Here is a 20,557-nt window from a genome sequence, read left to right as displayed (position 1 = left end):
GCCAGTCCACGGACCGCGCCTGCCTCGATCACCCGGCCTGCTCCAGGCCTCATCCTGAAACGCATTTGTGAAGAAATACATCCTGACCGGCTTGCTCGTGTGGCTGCCCTTGACCATCACCATCTGGGTGATGCTGCAGGTACTGGGCGTGCTGGATGGCGTTTTCGCCGGCCTGATCGTTGCCGCGCAAACCGTGCTGCCGGAAAGCCTGCGTCCCGGGCTTGAATCGCTGCGGACCATCCCGGGGCTGAGCGCCATCGTCATGGTGTCGGTGCTGCTGCTGACCGGCCTGGCGGTGACCAACTTCGCGGGCCAATGGATCTTGAACCAGTCGAATCGGGTGTTTTCCAACATCCCGATCGTCAAATCCATATACACCTCGGTCAAACAGGTGTCGGACACCTTGTTTTCCAGCAGCGGCCAGGCTTTCCGCCACGCCGTGTTGGTGCAATACCCTCGCGCTGGCTCGTGGACCATCGGCTTCGTGACCGGCAAGCCCAGCGGCGAAGTGGCCTCCCACCTGAGCGACGACCACCTGACCTTGTATGTGCCCACCACCCCCAACCCCACGTCGGGCTTCATGCTGATCGTGCCGCGCAGCGACGTGATCGAGTTGCAGATGTCGGTGGACGAGGCGCTGAAATACATCATTTCCATGGGCGTGGTGGCACCGCCGCCCCATTTGGTGGTCGACAACACCACCCAGCGCAGCCACACAGGCTGACCCAGCTCGATTCCTGAGGGACAATCGAGGGTTCCGGGCGGGCTCGCGCCGCTCGACGAACACGAACAGATCATCCGGAGAACAACGATGCGAACCACTTACTGCGGACTGGTCAGCGAAGCGCTGATGGGCCAGACCGTGACGCTGATGGGCTGGGCCCACCGTCGCCGCGACCACGGCGGCGTGATCTTCATCGACCTGCGCGACCGTGAAGGCCTGGTCCAGGTCGTCTGCGACCCCGACCGCGTGGACACCTTCAAGGTGGCCGAAGGCGTGCGCAACGAGTTCTGCCTGAAGCTGACCGGCCTGGTGCGCGCCCGCCCCGCCGGCACCGAGAACGCCGCCCTGACCAGCGGCAAGATCGAGATCCTGGCCCACACGCTGGAAGTGCTGAACCCCAGCGTGACGCCACCCTTCCCCCTGGATGACGAGAACCTGTCCGAAACCACGCGCCTCACGCACCGCGTGCTCGACCTGCGCCGCCCCTACATGCAGAAGAACCTGCGCCTGCGCTACCGCGTGGCCATGGAAGCGCGCAAGTTCCTCGACGAGCACGGCTTCATCGACATCGAAACGCCGATGCTGACCAAGTCGACCCCCGAAGGCGCGCGCGACTACCTCGTGCCCTCGCGCGTGAACGACGGCCAGTTCTTCGCCCTGCCCCAGTCGCCCCAGCTGTTCAAGCAGTTGCTGATGGTGGCCGGCTTCGACCGCTACTACCAGATCACCAAGTGCTTCCGCGACGAAGACCTGCGCGCTGACCGCCAGCCAGAATTCACCCAGATCGATATTGAGACATCGTTCCTGGGCGAGCAAGAGATCCGCGACATGTTCGAGGGCATGATCCGCCACGTCTTCAAGACGGCGCTGGACGTGGACCTGGGCGACTACCCCGTCATGAAGTACGCGGATGCGATGCACTTGTATGGCTCGGACAAGCCAGACCTGCGCGTCAAGCTGGAGTTCACCGAGCTGACCGACATCATGGCCGGCGTGGACTTCAAGGTGTTCTCGACCCCCGCCACGACCAAGGGTGGCCGTGTGGCCGCACTGCGCGTGCCCGGCGGCGGCGCCATGTCGCGCGGCGAAATCGACGCCTACACCGAGTTCGTCAAGATCTACGGTGCCAAGGGCCTGGCCTGGATCAAGGTCAACGAGGTCGAGAAGGGCCGCGACGGCCTGCAATCGCCCATCGTCAAGAACATCCATGACGAAGCGCTGAACGAAATCCTCAAGCGCACCAATGCGCAAAACGGCGACCTGATCTTCTTCGGTGCCGACAAGGCCAAGGTGGTCAACGACGGCCTGGGCGCCTTGCGCGTCAAGATCGGCCACAGCGACTTCGGCAAGAAGAACGGCCTGTTCGAGAACAAGTGGGCCCCGCTGTGGGTGGTCGACTTCCCGATGTTCGAGCACGACGAAGAAGGCGACCGCTGGAACGCGGTGCACCACCCCTTCACGGCGCCCAAGGACGGCCATGAGAACCTCATGGACACCGATCCCGAGAAGTGCATCGCCAAGGCCTACGACATGGTGCTGAACGGCTGGGAATTGGGTGGCGGCTCGATCCGTATCCACCGCGCCGAAGTGCAGAGCAAGGTGTTCAGCGCGCTGAAGATCGGGCCAGAAGAAGCGCAACTGAAGTTCGGCTTCCTGCTGGATGCGCTGCAGTATGGCGCGCCCCCGCACGGTGGCCTGGCCTTCGGTCTGGACCGCCTGGTCACGCTGATGACCGGCGCCGAGTCGATCCGCGACGTGATTGCCTTCCCCAAGACGCAACGCGCCCAGTGCCTGCTGACGCACGCTCCGAGCCCGGTCGATGAAAAGCAGCTGAAAGAGCTGCACATCCGCCTGCGCAACCCGCAAGCCGGCACGGCCGCAGCCTGACCTTCCTAAGAGGGATCGCCCACGGGCGGCTTCCTCAGTACACTGCGCGGGCCGCCCTTGGGGTGGCCCTTTTTTTGCACAGATTTTTTCTGGACACATGGAGTTGGACATGCCGCGGACACCCACAAGCCATCGCCCCCTCGCAGCCCTCGCCTTGATCGCCATCCTGGGCCTGGCGGGCTGCGGTGACAAGACCACCCAACAGGCCAAGACCGAGTTGGGCCAGGGTGGTTCGGTGGTGGCGGGCTCGGCGGGGCCCAAAGGCGCGCAAGGCGCCGACAGTGGCCTGGTCACCTGCAACTCGCCCGTGGCCACCCTGGCCTTGGCCGAGAACCCCAATGGCTACACCATGACCTCTCACTACCAGTTGCCGGCCTCGCCGGTGCCACTGCTCAAGCTGATCGCGCAGCAAAGCGGTTGCTTTCGCGTGGTCGACCGCGCGGCGGGCCTGCGCAGCACCATCCAGGAAAACGAGTTGAAGGAAGCCGGCATCGTGCGCTCCAACAGCACGGTCTCCAAAGGCAAGGGCTATGAAGCCCAGTACACGCTGGTCCCCAGCCTGACCTTCAGCGAGCAAGACGCCGGCCGGGGCCTGAGTGGCGTCATCGCGGCCATCCCCGTCCTGCGTGACATCGCAGGCCTGGCCGGTCTGGTGGACCAGGTCAAGATCAAGGAGGCGCAGGTGGCCCTGCTGCTGACCGACAATGAAACCACCGAGCAATTGGCCGCAGCCACGGGTTCGGTCAAGGTCACCGACCTGGGTGTGGGCGGCTTCGTGGCGGGCAAGCTGGGCGGGGCCGGTGGCCTGGGCTGGAGCAACTCCAATGAAGGCAAAGTGATTGCCGCGGCGTTTTTCGACGCGCACAACAAGCTGGTCACCCAGGTGCGTGAGCTGCAAGCCAAGCAATTGCCGCCGTCCGTGGCCGTGCTGGGAAAACCGTGAGCTCGCCCAAGATCCCGCTGTCGGTGCTGGTGGTCATCCACACGCCCGAGCTGGAAGTCCTGCTGATCGAACGTGCCCAGCAAGCTGGTTTCTGGCAAAGCGTGACCGGGTCCAAAGACCTGGAGGACGAGCCCTGGGATGTCACGGCCATCCGCGAAGTTCAAGAGGAAACCGGCATCGTGGTGGGGGGCCCCGAAGTGCCCAGAGACGCCTTGCAGGATTGGGCCATCGAGAACATTTACGAGATTTACCCGGTCTGGCGCCACCGCTATGCCCCCGGAGTGACCCACAACACTGAACGGGTTTTTGGGCTGTGCGTGCCGCGCGACATCCCCATCACCCTGGCGCCCCGCGAGCACACCGCCTGGGCCTGGCTCCCCTGGCGAGAAGCGGCGGACCGGTGTTTCTCGCCGTCCAACGCCGAGGCGATTTTGCAACTTCCTCGATTTAACGGGAAAGCCGGCCCTTCAACGTTCTGAACGACAAGGCCAGTTGCGGCTATGGTGTCGGTGTGAACGCCTTTGTTCGCGCCGCTGTCGGAACGATTCACCGTGCTGAACCCTCTCCAGTCCTCACTGTTGCCACCGTCAACGCAGTCATCCACGCACCTGCGGGTGGCCACCTACAACATCCACAAGGGCGTGCGGGGCATGGGGCCCACCAAACGCCTGGAAATCCACAATCTGAGCCTGGCAGTCGAGGCGTTTGACGCCGACATCGTCTGCCTGCAGGAAGTGCGGCATTTCCACCGCTCCGAGGCCAAGCGCTTTTCGCGCACGGATTACGGCCCCATGTGCTGGCCGCAACAGCCCCAGGCCGATTTCCTGGCGCCAGAAGGCTATGAGGTGGCCTACCGCACCAATGCCACCACCAAAGACGGCGAGCACGGCAATGCCCTGTTGAGCCGCTGGCCGATGGGGGACATTGGCCACCACGATGTGTCGGACCACCGGTTCGAGCAGCGTGGTTTTCTGCACGTGCCCGTGTTTTGGCGCGGCGTTGAGATCCACGTGATCGTGGTGCACCTGGGTTTGATCCACGCCAGCCGCGTGAGGCAGGCCGAGCAGCTGGCGGCCCTGGTCATCAAGGAACTGCCGCCCGATGCCCTCGTGGTGGTGGCGGGCGACTTCAACGACTGGAACGAGAAGCTGGACCAGGTGCTGCACACGGCCAAGCTGAAACGCGCCGGCCTGCCCAAGGCCCCCAACACGCCCACGTTCCCGTCACGCATCCCGGTGCTGGCGCTGGACCGCGTCTACACGCGGGGCTTGACCTGCCAGTCGGTGATGGTGCCGCGCGGTGGCGCCTGGGCACGCATGTCGGACCACTTGCCCCTGGTGGTCGAGCTGGACATCGACGACGTCTGATGAACCCCCTGCCCGAAGTGAGTTCGGCGCACGCCTTGCGCGGCCTGGCCTGGTATGGCCAGCGCAAGCCCTTGTTCACGGGCGGCAACGACGTCACCTTGCTGAAAGGCGCCACGGATCAATTCCCCGCCTTACGCGCCAGCATCGACGATGCCAAACGGTCGGTCTGGATGGCCACCTACCTGGTGTCACCCATCGGGCAAAGCCAAGCCGTGCTGCAAGCCCTGGCCCGGGCCGCCCAACGGGGCGTTGACGTGCACTTCGTGGTGGACGGGGTGGGCTCGCGCGATGCGCCGGCCTCGCTGTGGCGCGAGCTGGAGGAGGCCGGGGTCAAGCTGGTGGTTTATCGGCCAGTGCGGGGCCTGCTGAATTTGCTGGATTCGTCGCAATGGCGGCGCATGCACATGAAGTTGTGCGTGGTCGACGACGCGGTGGGCTTCGTGGGCGGCATCAACCTGATCGATGACCGGTATGACTTGGCACTGGGCTGGTCTTCGGCACCGCGCCTGGACTACGCGCTGCAGGTGAAGGGCGCTGCCGTGATGCCGATGGCGCACACCGTCAAGGCCATGTGGACTCGGGCCGCTGTGGGCCGCGACTGGCGCGATGACATCGTCCACTGGATGGCCGACAACCACAGCATGAAGCGGCTGCGCGCCTTGTGGCAAAAAGCCCGTCTGCGGCTGCCCCCGAGCGAACAAAAGAACTTGTCGGCGGCCTCGGGCACCCACCTGCCCATGCGCTGCGCCTTCGTGCTGCGCGACAACCTGCTGCAGCGGCGCACCATCGAGCGCGCCGCCTTGCAGGCGATCCAGCATGCCCGCACGCGGGTGGACATCGTCACACCTTACTTTTACCCCGCCAGAGCTTTGCGGCACGCACTGCGCAATGCCGCCAAGCGGGGCGTGGTGGTCAGGCTGCTGCTGCAAGGCAAGGCCGACTACAGGATCGCCGCGATCGCGGCCCAGGTGCTGTACCACGACCTGCAACTGCACGGGGTCCGCATTTTTGAGTACCAGCCGGCCTTGCTGCATGCCAAGGTGCTGTGTGTGGACGACGAGTGGGCCACCATTGGCTCGTCCAACCTCGACCCGCTCTCGCTGGTGCTGAACCTGGAAGCCAATCTGGTGGTGCGCGACCGGGGCTTTGTGCGCACCTTGTCAGCCGCCCTGTCGATTGACTTCGAGCAAAGTGCCGAAATTGCACCGCCCCTGCTTCGGCAACGCAGCTGGGTGACACGGGTCCGGCGCTCCACCATCGCGTGGATGGCCAAGACTTACCTTCGCTTGGCGGGGGTCACCGGGCGGTATTGAACCCCTGGCGACTCAGGGCAAACGCCACAAGGCGCCGTAGGCCGGCGGGGCGGGCCACTGAGCCGCCTGTTGCGGTGGCTGCTCCGGGTGCTGATGGGCCCAGCGCCGGGCGATCATCCAGCCGGCATGGCCAACCAGCACAGCGTTGCCGATGGCAGGCTTCCAGGCCGCGGCCCTGGCCAGCAAGGATTGCAAGGGCTCGCCGCCACCGGGCGCATGGGCGGCGAAAGCTTCGCACCATTGGTCGATGTGCGCTTGCGGGATCTCGCTCCACGGCAGCCCATCCCAGGTGCCAAAGTCGAGTTCCAGCAAAGCGGGGTCGCGCACATGCGTCCATCCCCAGCGCCGCAGGTATCGGCCTACCAAGGCGCAGCGCTGCAAAGGCGAGGTGTGCACCACCTTGGCCAGGCCATGCCTGCGTGCCGCCTGCTGGATGCGCCGAGCCAGGCGCTTGGCGCGGCGCGCAGGCACGGTCACATCGGTGCGGCCGATGCAGCGGCCAGCCACCTGTTCAGGCCGGGGATGGCGCCAGGCCCACACACCGGTGGGCGGTGCCTGCGGGGCGCGCATCACGGGAAACCCAAGGCCACGGCCGCCCCATGTTTCACCACCGCCAGCCAGGCCAGCAAAGCCGCGGCTTCGCTGAGCTGCTGTGCGGCCCCGAGCGTGTCACCGGTGTAGCCACCCAGGCGTTGCCGGTACCAGCGGGCACACACCACGGTCACCAAAGCGCAGGCCAGGCCAGCCGCCAGCGTGGCGGGCAAGAGCACTGCGAAAGGATCCTTGAAGGGCGCCAGCAGCACCAGGCCCAGGGTGAGCAGCAAGACCCAGCACCAGGCCACCCACACTGCGCTGGCCCGCACGCTCAGCGCCAGCGGCTTGGCCTTGGCATGTTCGATGTCACCCGCGTAAGGCAGGCAGCGCATCAGCGTCACGGCCACGGCGCGTGAGGCGGCATGCGCCCAGATCAAGGCCAAGGCGGGCCACCAAAGGCCATGCTCGGCCAAGCCCGCCAAGGTCACTCCTTTGAGCCCGAGCATCAGCACCAGGCTCACCGCGCCGTAAGCGCCAATGCGCGAGTCCTTCATGATCAGCAAGGCTTTGTCGCGACTGACCGTACCACCCAAGGCATCGCAGGTGTCACTCAGGCCGTCTTCATGAAACGCGCCGGTCAGCCACACGGTGGCCACCATGCTCAACACCACCGCCACCGAGGGTGGCCACACCTGAGCCGCCAAGCACCAGACCAAGGCACCCACGGCGCCAATGCCCGCGCCCACCAAGGGCAGGTGGCGAGCGCATTCATTCAACCAGTGCGCCTCGAACCCCACCCATTGAGGCACGGGCACGCGGGTGAGAAACTGCACGGCCACCAACAGCAACCGCAGTTCATGCACTAAGCGGCTCGACCACATCAGGCGCCCAGCCCTTGGCTGGCATCGCCATCGGCGGTGCTGACACCGGCCGATTCAAAGCTGGCCATCTCGGCCAGGATACGGCAACTGGACTCCAGCAGCGGCCAGGCCAAAGCGGCGCCCGAGCCCTCGCCCAACCGCAAACCCAGGCTCAACAAGGGCTGGGCTTTCAAGTGGGACAGCATGCGGGCATGGCCTTGCTCGTCGGACTGGTGGGCGAACACGCAGCGCTGCAAGACCAAAGGCTGCAAGGCGTGGGCCACCAGGATCGAGCTGCTGGCGATGAAGCCGTCGACCACGATGACGCGGTTTTGCGCGGCGGCTTCCAGCACGGCGCCGGCCATCATGGCGATCTCGAAGCCGCCCATGGCGGCCAGTGCTTGCAAGGGCTCGACGGCCTGGTCGTGGCGGACCAGCACCTGGCGCAGCACGGACAGCTTGCGCTGCACACCGGCGTCGTCCAGGCCCGTGCCACGTCCCACGCATTGCTCGATGGGCAGGCCCGTCAAGCGGGCCATCAGCAAGGCCGCGCTGGAGGTGTTGCCGATGCCCATCTCACCCAAGAGCACCGCGTTGCCCGGCAGGCTGCGCACCACCTCGGCGCCTTGGTCCAAGGCGGTCTGGCATTGGGCGGCCGTCATGGCCGGGCCTTGGCTGGCGTCTTGCGTGCCCGGGGCCACCTTGCGCGATTGCAGGCCGGGACGCGGCACGAAATCGTGTGCCACACCGGCATCAACCACGGTCAGGGCCAGGCCATGCTGGCGGGCCAGCACGCTGACGGCCGCGCCACCGGCCAGGAAGTTCTCGACCATCTGCCAGGTGACGTCGCTGGGGAACAAGGAGATCCCTTGCGCGGCCAGGCCATGGTCGCCGGCAAACACCACCATCTGAGGCTGGCTCAACTGTGGCGCCTCGGTGCCCAGGATCAGGCCGAGCTGCAAGGCCAGGGCTTCCAGCCGGCCCAGTGATCCCAAGGGCTTGGTTTTGTTGTCCAGCAGGTGCTGCAGGCGCTGGGCGCGGGCGGGGTTGTGCAGGTCGGTGATGGCGTTCAGTTGAGTCATGGGGTGGGTGCTCCGGCCTGGAAGCCCAGGGCTTGTGGGGTGGTGCCCGCGCAGCGCGCAATGGCGTCGAAAACATGGACCAGGCCGCGCTGGATGGCCGCCGGGCCGGGCGACAGGATGTCGGATGAAGGGATGTCCTGCATCATGGCGTTCAGGGCGGGGAAGCCTTCGCGGGCCAGCACTTTTTCAGGCTCGAAGCGCTGGCCACACCAGGCGCCCATGATGAGTTGCGGCTCGGCGGCCAAGACCTGCTCAGGGGTGACTGTGCGCTCCTTGGAAGGAAAGCGCTGGGCGGTGTCGGCGAACACGTCGATGCCGCCGGCCAACTGGATGATCTCGCTGATCCAGGCGATGCCGCAGATCAGGGGCGAGTGCCATTCTTCAAAGTAGACGCGGGGCTTGAAAGGCAGGCGCTGCGCGGCCTGCGCCACCTGGGCCTGGATGGCTTCCAGTTCGCTGACCAACTGCGCTGCGGCCTCGGTGCGCTGCACGGTCTGGCCCAGTTGCCGAACCATGTCGGAGACGCCAGACAGGCTTCGGTGGTTGAACCACATCACTTCCACGCCGGCCTCGGCGCAGGCGTCCAGCAAGGGCCGTTGCACTTCAGAAAAACCGATCACCAGATCGGGCTTGACATCGAGGATGCGTTCCAGCTTGCCGGTCTTGAAGCCGCTGATCTTGGGCTTGTCTTCGCGCGCCTGAGGTGGGTAGACCGTGAAGCCCGAGATGCCAGCGATGCGGTCTTGTGCGCCCAGGCGGTAAAGCACATCGACCGATTCGGTGGACAGGCAAGCGATGCGTTGGGGGCCTTGCGGCGTGGTGTTCATGCGGTGCGCGCTTTGAGGAGGTTCATGAGTGTGCCGGGCGAGAAGTGCTGGTCGATGAAGTCGGCCAGGCCGTCGAACACGGCGTCCAAGGGCTGGGTCTGGAGGCCGAACAGGGCCCGCATGGCGGACGGTGACTCGAACAGGCCGTGAAGATACAGGCCCATCACCTGGCCTTGTTGCCAGCCCAATGGTTCGCCGTGCTGGTTGTGGAGGATTTCATGCAGGCCGGATTGCGCCGATGGGGCTGTGGTGCGGCCGTGGTGAATCTCGTAGCCGTGAACATCCGCCCCGGTCAGGTTGGCCCATGCGCCTGTCGTGCGTCCAAACGAGGCCTGGGTTTCCAGCAGCAACTTGTCGCGCTCAAAGTTGGTCACCAAGGGCAGCAGGTTCAGCCCCGGGGTGGCGACCAAAGTACCGGCTTGGGCCGCCTTGGTTTCAATGCCCTCGGCGTCATTCAAGGTGTGGCCCAGCATCTGCAAGCCGCCACACACGCCCAGCACCGCACCGCCCGCCGCCGCATGGCCCTGAATGGCCACGTCCAGGCCCTGGCTTCGCAACCAGGCCAGGTCCGAGGTGGTGTGCTTGGAGCCGGGCAGGATGACCCAGTCGACCCCGTCCAGATCGGCGGGATGCCGGGACCAGGTCAACCGCACGCCAGGCGCGGCGCGCAATGGCTGGAACTCATCGAGGTTGCTGATGCGCGGGTAGGCGACGATGGCGATGCGTTTGAAGGCCTGCGCCGTGCCAGGGCCGGTGGCCGTGTCATCGAACACGCCGTCTTCTTCGGGCAGGCCATGGCCGCGCCACATGGGCAGGACGGCCACGGTGGGCACGCCTGTCAGGGCTTGCAGCTGCTCGGGCCCGGGGGCCAGCAAGGCGGCATCGCCCCTGAATCGGTTCAGAACATAGCCCCTGATCAAGGCACGTTCATGGTCGGGCAAGAGCTGGTGGGTGCCATAAAGGTGGGCGAAGGCCCCACCCCGGTCGATGTCGCTGACCAGCAAACAGGCCGCTTGAGCCGCCAAGGCCGTGCGCATGTTGACGTAGTCGCTGTGGTGCAGGTTGATCTCGGCTGGCGAGCCCGCACCTTCGATCACCACCACATCGTTCTCGGCCACCAAGGCCTGCAAGGCATCGCGGGCAAAGGGCCACAGTTGCTCGCTGCGTTGGCGCCAGGGCACCTGGTACAGGTCAGGGCGAACCTCGCCCAACACCACCACCTGGCTGGCCGTGTCGCGCTCGGGCTTGAGCAAGACCGGGTTCATGCGCACTTCCGGGCGGGCCCGGGCGGCCAGGGCCTGGAAATACTGCGCGCTGCCAATCTCGCCCAGCTGGCCGTTCAAGCCCGGCACGACGCGGGCGTTGTTGCTCATGTTCTGGGCTTTGAAGGGGGCCACCTTCAAGCCCTGGCGGGCGTACCAGCGGCACAGCGCGGTGGCCAGCCAGCTTTTGCCAGCGCCACTGGTGGTCCCCAGGACCATGACGGCTTTGGCACTCATCGGGCGGTCTCCATCTGGGTCAGCGTTTGAAACAAGGCCTGTTGCGCGTGCGGCGCCTGGGCGCTCAGCCTCACCCAGCCTGGCAAACCAAAGCTGGTCGCATCCCTGAGCTTGATGCCGTGAGCACGCAAGAAACCGACCGCATGCGCGGGGCGAGCCAACATGAAGGGCACCACCGAGGGTTCGCAATGCCAGCCCGCATGGGCCAAGGCCGTTTGCTGGGACGCCATCCACAGCGCCAAAGTCAGGCGTGAGCGGGCCAGCCAGGCTTGCGTGTCGGGCTGATGCCAGGCCAGCAGCATGGCCACGCCTTCAGCCGACACCACCCAACTGGGCGCCAAGATTTGAAAGTCGGTCATGCTGATGTGCGGATCATCTGCGGGGGCGATGGCGTAGCCGGCGCGCACCCCCGTCAGGCCCAGCGCCTTGTTGGGTGAGCACAGTTGCCAGCATTGCTCGGCCAGCGCAGCAGGCACGGGGTCTTGCCCCACCAGGCGCAGAGGCTCGTAGGCACGGTCCAGCGCCAAGGTCAACCCAGCTCGTTGATGCCGCAAGCTGGCCAACGCTGACCAGAATGAGGGCGGCAGGCTTTGGCCGGTGGGGTTGCAAGGCTCGCACAGCCAGACCAGGGAAGGGCCTGCCTGCGATGTCAATGCGCTGAGCAAGGCCTCGCCAGTGGCGTAGCCCTGCACCTGCAAACCCAGGGCCTGCGCGGCGGCCTGGTAATCACCGTAGCCCGGTTGCGGCACCCAAACCTGACGCACCCCACACAGGAACGCGGCCAAGGTCAAACGGCGGATGGCCTCGCTGCTGCCGGCCGTGGGCAACACGCGCGCAGCATGGGTGCCCAGTGAATGGGCCAGGCTTTCACGCAAGGCGCGGTAATCAGGATCAGGATAGCGCTGGCGGTCCGCCATCTGGAGGGCTTGCACCACGCTGTCGGGCGCGCCCAGGGGATTGGCGTTACTGGAAAAGTCGTGGAGGATGGGTGGGCCGCTGTCGGGGCCGCCATGCTCGGTCGTCCAGGTAGGCGGCTGCATCATCATCGGGCTCCCCAGCTCAAGCAGGCCGGCGCCAGGATCAAGACGGCAGCCCAGGCCGCCGCCCACCACACCGCCCTTTGTGCCAAGGCCAAGGCTTTCGTGGTGTGCCGTGGTTGAGGCAAGGAGGCTGATCCATTCAACACATACACGCCCGGCTTGCTCAGACGAACCTCCAGCAACAAGGCCATGCCCCCCATGGGCCAACCGCCATTGGGCGACGGCGTGGCCTTCGCCTGCCGCCTCATGGCTGACCAGGTCGGCATGGCCCTGGCCGACAGGCACAACAACAGGGCCGTGGCGCGCGCGGGGATCCACGACAGGACATCGTCGGCACGGGCCGCCCACTTCCCTGCCCATTCGTAGCGACCACGGTAACCCCACATGGCATCGGCCGTGTTGGCGAAACGGTAGAGCGCGGCTGCGCCCAGCCCGCCCACGGTGAACCACAGCAGCGGCGCGACGAGAGAATCGTTCAAATTCTCGGCCAGCGATTCAATGGCGCTTTCGCGCACCGCCACCTCGTCCAGCTGACTCACATCACGGCTGACCAGGCGTTGCAGTTGTGCCCTGCCCGCTTCCAGTGAATCACTCAGGGCCAGCTCGACCGAACACACTTCGTCACGCAACATGCGCCAGGCCAGCAAGGGCTTGAGCAACACGCCCAGCAGCAATGCTTGGGCATACCAGGGGCAAGCGGTCAAGGCACGCTCTGCCGCGCAGGCCAGCGCCACCACCAGCACGCCGCCCACACACCAGGCCAGCGCACCGCCCATGAAAGCCAGCGGGGGCCGCCACATGCTCAAACGCGGGCCCAGCCAAGCCAGGTAGCGCCCCATGCCCACCACCGGATGAGCCCACGCGGGGGGCTCGCCCCAACGCCGGTCGATCAGCAAGGCCACGGCCATGGCCAACAGGGACACCCAAGGCGCCATCGTGTCAGTCTTCGATGCCGCGTTGCGCGGGCACGCCAGCGTGGTAATGGTGCTTGACGGCGACCATCTCGGTGACGGTGTCCGCGATGTCGATCAACTCTTGCGGACAACCGCGGCCAGTCAGCATGACGTGGACATGGCTGGGGCGATTGCGCAAGGCGGCGAGCACCGGCTCCAGGGGAATCCAGCCATACCGCAGCGGGTACATGATCTCGTCCAGCACCACCAGGAAGTGCTCACCGGCGTTGATGGTGTCCAAAGCGCGGACCCAGCCATCACGGGCCAGTTGCGCAGAGTGCTCCAGATCGCGGCTCTTCCAGCTGAAGCCATCGCCAAGGCCTTCGATGGGTACCCCCAATTGCTCGAACACGCGGTGCTCGCCGAAACGGGCGCTGGGCACTTTCATGAACTGGTAGATCTTGACGGCCTTGCCACGGCCATGGGCGCGCAGTGCCAGGCCAAAGGCCGAGGTGCTTTTGCCTTTGCCATCGCCGGTGTTGACCAGCAGCAGGCCACGGCGTTCGCCATCGGGTTTTTCAACCTGGCGGTCAACGGGGGGGGATTCGATTTCCATAGAGGTTTCTCCAATCTTGGGTGCAAGGATCAAGTCAGCCGGCAGCCAGGGGCCGGCGCAGCGCTTGCCACGAGGCGCCCCCGGCCACCAACAAAGTCATCAACACAGCGGCCAGGGCGCGTGAGAGTTCGGTGCCCACATCCAGCGCAGGTTTGGCATTGTCAGGCTGGCGCTGCAGCAGCAAGCCTTGAAGGCTCGGTGCCGGCTCCGCGGGTTTGAACATGGGCTTTTGAACCGTTGTTGGCACGGGGCTGGGTGGGCGCGCGGCCTGGGGCACTTCTGGTGGCGTAGGCTCGTTCAACTGCTGCGCTACCCAATGCCGCACCGCGCCCATTTCGCCCGGCAAGGGGGCCTCGCGGGTCAGGTCCTTGTACAGCTGGGCCACTTGCTGCTGCGTGGCGGCATCGGGCTGCCAATACCCCATGCGCTGAGCCTGTACCAGGCGTTCCAGCGATTGGGCGTAGGCCTGAGGGTGCGTGCGCAACCACTGCGGCAGCCCCAGCTTGTGCTTGTCCTGCACCAATACTTCGTAGAAGTTCTGCCAGTGGTCGGGGCGCACAGTGTCGGGTGCCGTGACTTGCCAACCCCAAGCGAACTGCAAGGCCTTGAGCACCTGCAGGGTGCCGGCATAGCCCTCGGCTTTTTGCGCCTGCAGCCAACCAGGGTGCAAGTAGCGCGACTGCATCTCCAGCGCGATGCTGGTGGCGGCCGATTGCGTGTGGACCTCGCTGGCATCCTGCAGCTGGTTCACGTACAGGCCCAGCGCCTCGGTCTTGCCCGCACTGCGCGCCGCCGCCGCCAAACCACCCAGGTATTGAAAGGGATCATCGGACGTGACCATGGCGTACAAGTGCGATGTGCGTGACAACACCGCTGCCTGCGTGTGCCGCAGGTGCGAGCCCAAGGCCTTGGCGGCCACACCGGCCGGCAAGCCCTCCAACGCTTGGCCATCCATATACGGCTGGCTCATGCGCTGCAAGAACATGTCGCCCAGGCGGCTGTCATTGCGCTGAACACCTTCCGACTGAACGGCCTCTGACAAGCCGGTGCCGTAATCCCCACCCACATTGCCAAACACACGAGCACGGGCCAATACCTGCGCCTGAGCGCGCGGCACACCTTCCTTGACCAGCTCCGCGGCGACCACGGCCGTGTTGCTCGACACCGCATTGGCGGGCTCGGCCGTTGAAGCCGCCGCCACCGCCTGGTCCACCAAAGCCATCAAGGCGGGGAACTGGTCGCGGTACGAGCCCGTGATGCTGAGCAGCACATCGACACGGGGGCGTTGCAAGGTGGATGCGGGGATGACCCGCACGCCGGCAGGCCGGCCTGACTCATCCCAGACCGGCTCAACGCCCAAAGCCACCAGTGCCTGCGCCTCCATGATGCCCTGGTGCCGCAAGGTCTCGCCGGCCCACAAGGACAAGGCCATGCGCGTGGGCGCCTGGCCGCCATGCTCCGCCCGCCAGGTCTTGAGCCAATCGTTGAACAAGCCCTTGGCCACCTCGTACGCCTGCCGGGTGGGCAAGCGGCTGGGGTCCAGGCCGGTCAGGTTGCGCCCGGTGGGCAGGCAGTCTGGGTTGCGGATGGGATCGCCGCCATAGGCCGCGGTGATGAAGTGCCCGGACAAGGCCGTGAGCAGGCCCGGCATTTCTCCTTCTGTCGACAGCAGGGCCTCCAGCGCCTGCGCCCGCTCGGCCAGTTTGAACAGCGCGGCTGAATCAATCGGCTTGCGCGCTGCGCGGTTGGGCACCGGGCCGTCAGGCAGCGCGGGCCGCAGGTCCAATGTGCTGGCCTTTTGCGCATCCAGCAAGGCCACGTCCAACCAACGCGAAGGCCGCGCCGTGGCCACCGCTTGGTGGTCGATCAGGAAGGCCTCATCGATGTCCTCGCCCAAGGCCTCGATCAAGGGCTTGCGCAAGGACTGCAAGATGGTCTGATGACGCTGCGCGGCCTCGGGCACGCGCCCGAACACCGCCAGGCCTTTGGGTTGCGAACTTTGCGCCAGCGTGTCCAGGTAAGGATGCAACAACTCCAGAAAGCCGGAGAAGTTGGCCGCGATGCGCTCGGCCGTCCAGCCCAGGTCACGGTGCAACTGGTGTTCAACAAAATGGCCGATCAGTTGACGCTCCAGCGCTTGCCTGGTGGGCCCCGCATCGACGGTTTCCCACTCGTGCATCAGCTCGTGCATGTGGGCCATCTTGGCCTCGAAGCCCGCTGGCGAGAACACTGGCGTCTTGTGACTGACCAGCACCGCGCGCCCACGCCGCTTGGCCGTCAGGGCCTCACCCAGGTTGTCGACGATGTAGGGGTAGACAACGGGCACATCGCCCAGTGGCAGCAAGGCATCGTCCCAGACGTCGAGGCTGCGCGCCTTGCCAGGAGCCCATTCCTGCGTGCCATGGGTGCCGAAGTGGATCAACGCATCGGCTTGCCGCGCCCACAAGTACACCGCCAGGTAGTGGTGGGACAAGGGTGTCTTGCTGCGGTGCATGAAAGGGTTCTGGCCCAGGTGCAAGGTTTCCTCACGCGGCGGTTGGGGCAGCACCGACAACTGCCCGACCTGCATGCGCGGGATCACGAAAACACGCTGGCCTTGGTATGAGACCACATAGCGGCTGCTGCCTGGCGTGCCCCACTGTGCTTCGATGCGCTGGCGCACCTTCACGGGCAACGTCGCCCACCAGGCCTCGTAGTCTTTCAAGGGCAAGGGGGCAGCCTGGTTGCTGGCCAACAAGGCCTGCAGATCAGAGCCAGGATAGTAGGCGGCCAGCATGGGTTTGAGGCCATCAACCCATTGCGACTCAGGCACCGCATGCGTGGTGTAGCCCGCCTGGGCCAGGTTGCCCGAGACCTGCTCCAGGCTGCGCGGCACGTTCAGGAACGACGCGCCGAAATGGCTGCCGCCCGGTGGGTAGTTGTAGACCATGGCCACCAGGCGCTTGTCGGCCGCTGGCTTGGTTTGCAGCGTGATCAGGCGGCGCGCCTTGGCCACCACGGCCTGGGCCTGGCGTTCGATCAACTCGGGTCGACGGCTTTGGTCGGCATGCGCCACCACCAAGATCGGATCGATGGCGCCGGCCCCCTCCGGCTGTGCCAGGTAGAAAGGCACATCGCTTTGCGACAAGCCGCCTTCGTCCTGCTCCCAACTGGCGGTGTCGGCCGACCGGTGCGGCTGCGTCAACAACACCGGCGCGCCCCAGCGGGCGAACAGCGGCTGCAAGGCGGCCCCCTGCGGCAACAACTGGTGGATGACCACCACCTGTGCGTGCAGATGGCGGCCAGAGCCACCAGGCCCGGTCACCTCCAACAGGCCCGACAGACCCGCCGCGTCCACCTGCTGGCCAAACGCCGCGTAAGCAAAGAGGCCTTGCTTGGCAAACATGCGCAGCCAGGCGTCGATCCACTCTGTGGCGCCATTCACAAAATGATAGCGGTGGACCAGCAACACCACCGCTGGCCGGCCACGCAAGGCGCCTTGCGACAACTGCCATTGCGACAAGGCCTGGGCATCGTTGAACAGGCCAGGCGCATCGGGGTGGTACAGGCCACGACTGGGCCAGGCTTGCGGGGCGGGCAACTCAGGCGCTGGCAAGCCCTTGATCAAGGCATTGGACAAGGTCAGCGCATGCTCGGTATTGCGCTCGCCACCGGCTTGCAGGTAAGCCGCGATGCGGTTGGAGGTGGCCTCGGGCGTCACCCAGACAAGGTTCCTGGCTTTGGACAAGGGGGGGGTCAGCAAGCGCTCAAGGCGGGTCTGGGCGGTAACGTGAGGCGCGTCAACCCACACCATCGCGGCGCCCGTCACCGCAGCATCAAGCGCGTTGGCTTCCGCCGCGGTGAGCGTGCTGCTGCCCCGCAAGGGGTACTCGAGGTGTTGCAAGCTCAAGCCTTGAGCGCGGGCCAGACGCTCGATCATGGCGGTGCGCGGGGCGGGCGTGACGTCCGTGGTCAACCACAGCACCACGGGCAATGCTGCCTGGGCGCCCATGCACAGGCCCAGCATCAGCCAAGCCATCAGCCACCGCGCGCCGTGTAAAAACATGCTCACCGAGCCCCCTGCCCCGTGGCGGCGGCTGGCGGTGCGGAAGCCCCGGACTCTGGCACGTAGACGATGTTGCCGTCCTTGAGCTTGTAGGCCACGCCCGCGCGCTGGCCCTCTCCCGCACCAGCACTGCCCGCGCCCTTGAACTTGATCTCCTTGCCGTTCTCGCGCACCACCACTTCCATGTTGGGCTGGCCCGGGTTGCGGATGATGGTGACGTTGTCCTGCGCATTGCTCTGGCTTTGCGCGGCCACCGCCGTCAGCAAGGCCACCACCAGCACCAGGAAGACATCGACCAGGTTGACGGCCGACAGCATCGGGTCGTCGTCATCCTCGGCCATCACGTGGATGTGCTTGAAACTCATGGTGCTACCTCGCGCGCCTTGCGCACCTCCAGCAGCTCGGCCAGCAGCCAGCGGCGGCGCACCGAATACACGGTCAGGCCGATGGACGCCGCCGCCAGGGCCAGCACCACGCCCGCGAAGGCCCCACTGAACACCGACAAAGCCTGCTGCCCCTGGCCTGCTGCCACGCTTTGAAGGGCCGGGCCCAGCGGGATCATCGTGGCGATGAGGCCGAGCATCGGGCTCAGGCGGCTGAGCAGGCGCACCGGCTCGATCTGGCGGATGACCGACAGCTCCAGTTCTTCCATCGACAAATCGGGCGTGACACGCAACGCTGTGTAGCGCGGGTTGCGCCAGCGCTGCACGGCTTCCATCATGGTCATGCCACCGGTCCACAAGGCGTACACGAAGCCCAGGGCCACCAGGGTGAGCACGGGCCACAGCAGCGATTGCGCGACCTGAGAAAAACCAGTTTCAACCATCATGTGGGGACTCCAGGAGCGAACAAGGCGGCGACGGCCGTCGGATTGGATGGAAAGTACATGTGCAGGAACGAGGCATGCAGGCGACCGGCGCGGTAAACACCTTCGGCCTTGCCCGACTGGCGCTGGGGCTGCGTTGAAGCCACCGGGGTCATGGGGCTGTCCATGCTGGCGTGGTGGAAGGTGTGGCCGCGCACCGCCCCCTCGGGCAAGGTCACGCCATGCATGCCCAGGTTGACGAAGCGCTTTTGCAGCACCGCCTTGCCCGGCATCAGCCCCAGCATGGGTGCCGTGTGGCCTTGCACATCGCTGAGCGAATCCAGCAGGTAAAGCATGCCGCCGCATTCGGCCACCAACGGTTTGCCCTGCTCATGGTGCGCGTGGATCGCCGCCCTCATGGCACGGTTGTGCGCCAGTTGATCCAGGTGCAGTTCGGGATAGCCGCCAGGCAGGTAAAGGCTGTCAGCCTCTGGCAGGGCGGCGTCACTCAAGGGCGAGAAGAACCGCAGCTCGGCGCCCAGCTCACGCAAGGTGTCCAGGTTGGCCGGGTACAGGAAAGAGAACGCCGCATCGCGGGCCACGGCGATCCGCACGCCTTGCAGGCTGCGCTCAGGGGCTACTTGCCCATGCTGTTGCTCAGCACCAGGCTCAAAGCTCACGGGCAAAGGCATGGCGGGTGCCAGGCGGCCCAAGGCTTGCGCTGCCTGGTCAATGCGCAATTCCAGGTCGGCGATCTCTTGCGCCTGCACCAGCCCCAGATGCCGAGAGGGCATCCCATGGGCCTCGTTGCGCGGCAGCGCGCCAAACCAGGCCATGCCCTCAGGCAGGCTTTCACGCAGCATCTGCGCGTGCGACTCACTGCCCACGCGGTTGGCCAGCACCCCCGCCATGGTCAGGCCGGGGCGGTATGTCGCCAGGCCCAGCGCGATCGCGCCAAAGGTTTGCGCCATGGCCGAGCCATCGATGACGGCCAGCACCGGCAAACCGAAACGCATGGCCAGCTGCGCGCTGGAGGCTTCGCCATCGTGCAAGCCCATCACACCCTCCACCAGGATCAAGTCCGACTCGCACGCGGCCCGGTAAAGCATCTCGCGGCAATGCACCTCACCGCCCATCCACAGGTCCAATTGGTAGACGGGCTGGCCACTGGCACACTCCAGGATCATTGGGTCGAGAAAATCAGGCCCCGTCTTGAACACGCGCACACGCAGGCCTTGCTGGCGGTGCCAACGCGCCAGGGCTGCCGTGGCCGTGGTCTTGCCCTGGCCGGAAGCCGGGGCGCTGATCAGCACGGCAGGGCATTGCACGGTGGATGGCCTCATGCGGTGTAAGGCATGGCCAACCATTGCCCCTCCACGTTGAACAACTTGAGCCGGTGGTCAAACACCTCTTGCAGCGCGGCGTGGGACAAGGCCGAATCGACCGGCCCATGGTGCCGCACCAGGCCTTTGGCCATCACCACCAGGTCGTCGGCTTGCAAGGCCATGTTCAACTCGTGCAGCACGCTGACCACCGTCACACCTTGCTTCACCAGCCCGCGCACGATGCACAGCCAGTCGGCCTGGTGAGGGGGATCCAGGTGGGCCAAAGGTTCGTCCATCAAGACGATGGGGGCCTGCACGGCCAAGGCCCGCGCCAGCAGCACACGCTGGCGCTCACCACCCGACAGGTGGGCCAGGGTGCGGTCCTTCCAGGCCCAGCAATGGGTTTGCGTCATGGCCTGCTGTACAGCGGCATGGTCGGCCGGGCTGGCAGGCGCCAACCAGGCCTGGTGCGGCAAGCGGCCCAGCATGACCACGTCGAGCGCGCTCAGGTCATCGGCACCGGCTTCGCTCTGGCCCAACCAGGCCAATGCGCGGGCGCGCTCCTTGGCGGGCCACCGGTTCAGTGGCCGGCCTTGCAAGCCGATTTGCCCATCGCACGGTTGCAAGCCGGCCAGGGTGCGCAACAGCGTGGATTTGCCCGCACCATTGGGGCCGACGATGGCCGTCCAGCGGCCGGCCGGCAAGGTCAAGGCCAGGGGGTGCAGCACAACTTGTTGAGACAAGCGCACAGACTGGATGTCGGCGCTCAAAGCGATGGGAGGGCGAGGCATGGTCAT

General features: G+C 65.9%; 19 protein-coding genes. 6 read left to right on the top strand and 13 right to left on the bottom strand.

Features of this window, described 5'->3' with window-relative positions:
• The first annotated feature begins 67 nt into the window (after positions 1-67).
• From LQ232_RS19390 to clsB, 6 genes are all read left to right on the top strand, one after another.
• A complete protein-coding gene (locus tag LQ232_RS19390) occupies positions 68-724 on the top strand; it encodes a DUF502 domain-containing protein (RefSeq protein ID WP_230182030.1) in 657 nt (218 codons plus the stop codon).
• Between the two features lie 87 nt (positions 725-811).
• Positions 812-2,611 carry an aspartate--tRNA ligase gene (gene aspS, locus LQ232_RS19385; RefSeq protein WP_230182029.1) on the top strand — a complete coding sequence of 600 codons (1,800 nt, stop codon included), beginning with the start codon at positions 812-814 and terminating at the stop codon, positions 2,609-2,611.
• Positions 2,612-2,720: 109 nt separating this feature from the next.
• Positions 2,721-3,554, top strand: coding sequence for a CsgG/HfaB family protein (locus LQ232_RS19380; protein ID WP_230182028.1), 834 nt, complete (start codon positions 2,721-2,723; stop codon positions 3,552-3,554).
• On the top strand, positions 3,551-4,033 hold the full coding sequence (gene nudB, locus LQ232_RS19375) for a dihydroneopterin triphosphate diphosphatase (RefSeq protein ID WP_230182027.1): 483 nt from the start codon (positions 3,551-3,553) through the stop codon (positions 4,031-4,033). Before LQ232_RS19380 ends, nudB begins: the two co-directional genes overlap by 4 nt.
• A 75-nt stretch (positions 4,034-4,108) precedes the next feature.
• Positions 4,109-4,921, top strand: coding sequence for an endonuclease/exonuclease/phosphatase family protein (locus tag LQ232_RS19370; protein WP_230182390.1), 813 nt, complete (start codon positions 4,109-4,111; stop codon positions 4,919-4,921).
• Entirely contained in the window at positions 4,921-6,234 is a 1,314-nt protein-coding gene (gene clsB / locus LQ232_RS19365; protein WP_230182026.1) for a cardiolipin synthase ClsB, read from the top strand. The genes LQ232_RS19370 and clsB overlap by 1 nt, the downstream gene beginning before the upstream one ends.
• A 12-nt stretch (positions 6,235-6,246) precedes the next feature.
• On the opposite strand, the gene LQ232_RS19360 is transcribed toward clsB, so the two are convergent.
• The 13 genes from LQ232_RS19360 to LQ232_RS19300 are packed head-to-tail and all read right to left on the bottom strand — an operon-like array spanning position 6,247 to position 20,557.
• Positions 6,247-6,804 (bottom strand): histidine phosphatase family protein, encoded by a 558-nt coding sequence (locus LQ232_RS19360; protein WP_230182025.1) that lies wholly within the window; start codon positions 6,802-6,804, stop codon positions 6,247-6,249.
• Positions 6,804-7,649 (bottom strand): adenosylcobinamide-GDP ribazoletransferase, encoded by an 846-nt coding sequence (locus LQ232_RS19355; RefSeq protein ID WP_230182024.1) that lies wholly within the window; start codon positions 7,647-7,649, stop codon positions 6,804-6,806. The genes LQ232_RS19360 and LQ232_RS19355 overlap by 1 nt, the downstream gene beginning before the upstream one ends.
• Positions 7,649-8,710, bottom strand: coding sequence for a nicotinate-nucleotide--dimethylbenzimidazole phosphoribosyltransferase (gene cobT / locus LQ232_RS19350; protein ID WP_230182023.1), 1,062 nt, complete (start codon positions 8,708-8,710; stop codon positions 7,649-7,651). Before cobT ends, LQ232_RS19355 begins: the two co-directional genes overlap by 1 nt.
• Positions 8,707-9,537, bottom strand: coding sequence for an ABC transporter substrate-binding protein (locus LQ232_RS19345; RefSeq protein WP_230182022.1), 831 nt, complete (start codon positions 9,535-9,537; stop codon positions 8,707-8,709). The genes cobT and LQ232_RS19345 overlap by 4 nt, the downstream gene beginning before the upstream one ends.
• Positions 9,534-11,036, bottom strand: coding sequence for a cobyric acid synthase (locus LQ232_RS19340; protein ID WP_230182021.1), 1,503 nt, complete (start codon positions 11,034-11,036; stop codon positions 9,534-9,536). The genes LQ232_RS19345 and LQ232_RS19340 overlap by 4 nt, the downstream gene beginning before the upstream one ends.
• The gene (locus LQ232_RS19335; RefSeq protein WP_230182020.1) at positions 11,033-12,079 is read right to left on the bottom strand and encodes a histidinol-phosphate transaminase; all 1,047 of its coding nucleotides are present in this window, start codon (positions 12,077-12,079) and stop codon (positions 11,033-11,035) included. Before LQ232_RS19335 ends, LQ232_RS19340 begins: the two co-directional genes overlap by 4 nt.
• Positions 12,079-13,011 carry an adenosylcobinamide-phosphate synthase CbiB gene (cbiB, locus tag LQ232_RS19330; protein ID WP_230182019.1) on the bottom strand — a complete coding sequence of 311 codons (933 nt, stop codon included), beginning with the start codon at positions 13,009-13,011 and terminating at the stop codon, positions 12,079-12,081. The genes LQ232_RS19335 and cbiB overlap by 1 nt, the downstream gene beginning before the upstream one ends.
• A gap of 4 nt (positions 13,012-13,015) precedes the next feature.
• The gene (gene cobO, locus LQ232_RS19325; RefSeq protein ID WP_230182018.1) at positions 13,016-13,585 is read right to left on the bottom strand and encodes a cob(I)yrinic acid a,c-diamide adenosyltransferase; all 570 of its coding nucleotides are present in this window, start codon (positions 13,583-13,585) and stop codon (positions 13,016-13,018) included.
• 34 nt (positions 13,586-13,619) lie between these two features.
• Positions 13,620-17,630, bottom strand: coding sequence for a cobaltochelatase subunit CobN (gene cobN, locus LQ232_RS19320; protein ID WP_230182389.1), 4,011 nt, complete (start codon positions 17,628-17,630; stop codon positions 13,620-13,622).
• 2 nt (positions 17,631-17,632) lie between these two features.
• Complete coding sequence (locus LQ232_RS19315) at positions 17,633-17,995, bottom strand: DUF2149 domain-containing protein (RefSeq protein WP_230182017.1); 363 nt, start codon at positions 17,993-17,995, stop codon at positions 17,633-17,635.
• The gene (locus LQ232_RS19310; RefSeq protein WP_230182016.1) at positions 17,992-18,459 is read right to left on the bottom strand and encodes a hypothetical protein; all 468 of its coding nucleotides are present in this window, start codon (positions 18,457-18,459) and stop codon (positions 17,992-17,994) included. Before LQ232_RS19310 ends, LQ232_RS19315 begins: the two co-directional genes overlap by 4 nt.
• Entirely contained in the window at positions 18,456-19,778 is a 1,323-nt protein-coding gene (locus LQ232_RS19305) for a cobyrinate a,c-diamide synthase (RefSeq protein WP_230182015.1), read from the bottom strand. The genes LQ232_RS19310 and LQ232_RS19305 overlap by 4 nt, the downstream gene beginning before the upstream one ends.
• Positions 19,775-20,557, bottom strand: a complete 783-nt coding sequence (locus LQ232_RS19300) for an ABC transporter ATP-binding protein (protein WP_371820322.1) — start codon at positions 20,555-20,557, stop codon at positions 19,775-19,777. The genes LQ232_RS19305 and LQ232_RS19300 overlap by 4 nt, the downstream gene beginning before the upstream one ends.

It is taken from the genome of Aquabacterium sp. CECT 9606 (assembly GCF_918741295.1).
Lineage (GTDB): Bacteria > Pseudomonadota > Gammaproteobacteria > Burkholderiales > Burkholderiaceae_C > Aquabacterium.
Note: the sequence above shows the minus strand (reverse complement) of the source record. Positions and strands in the feature narration are given on the sequence as shown.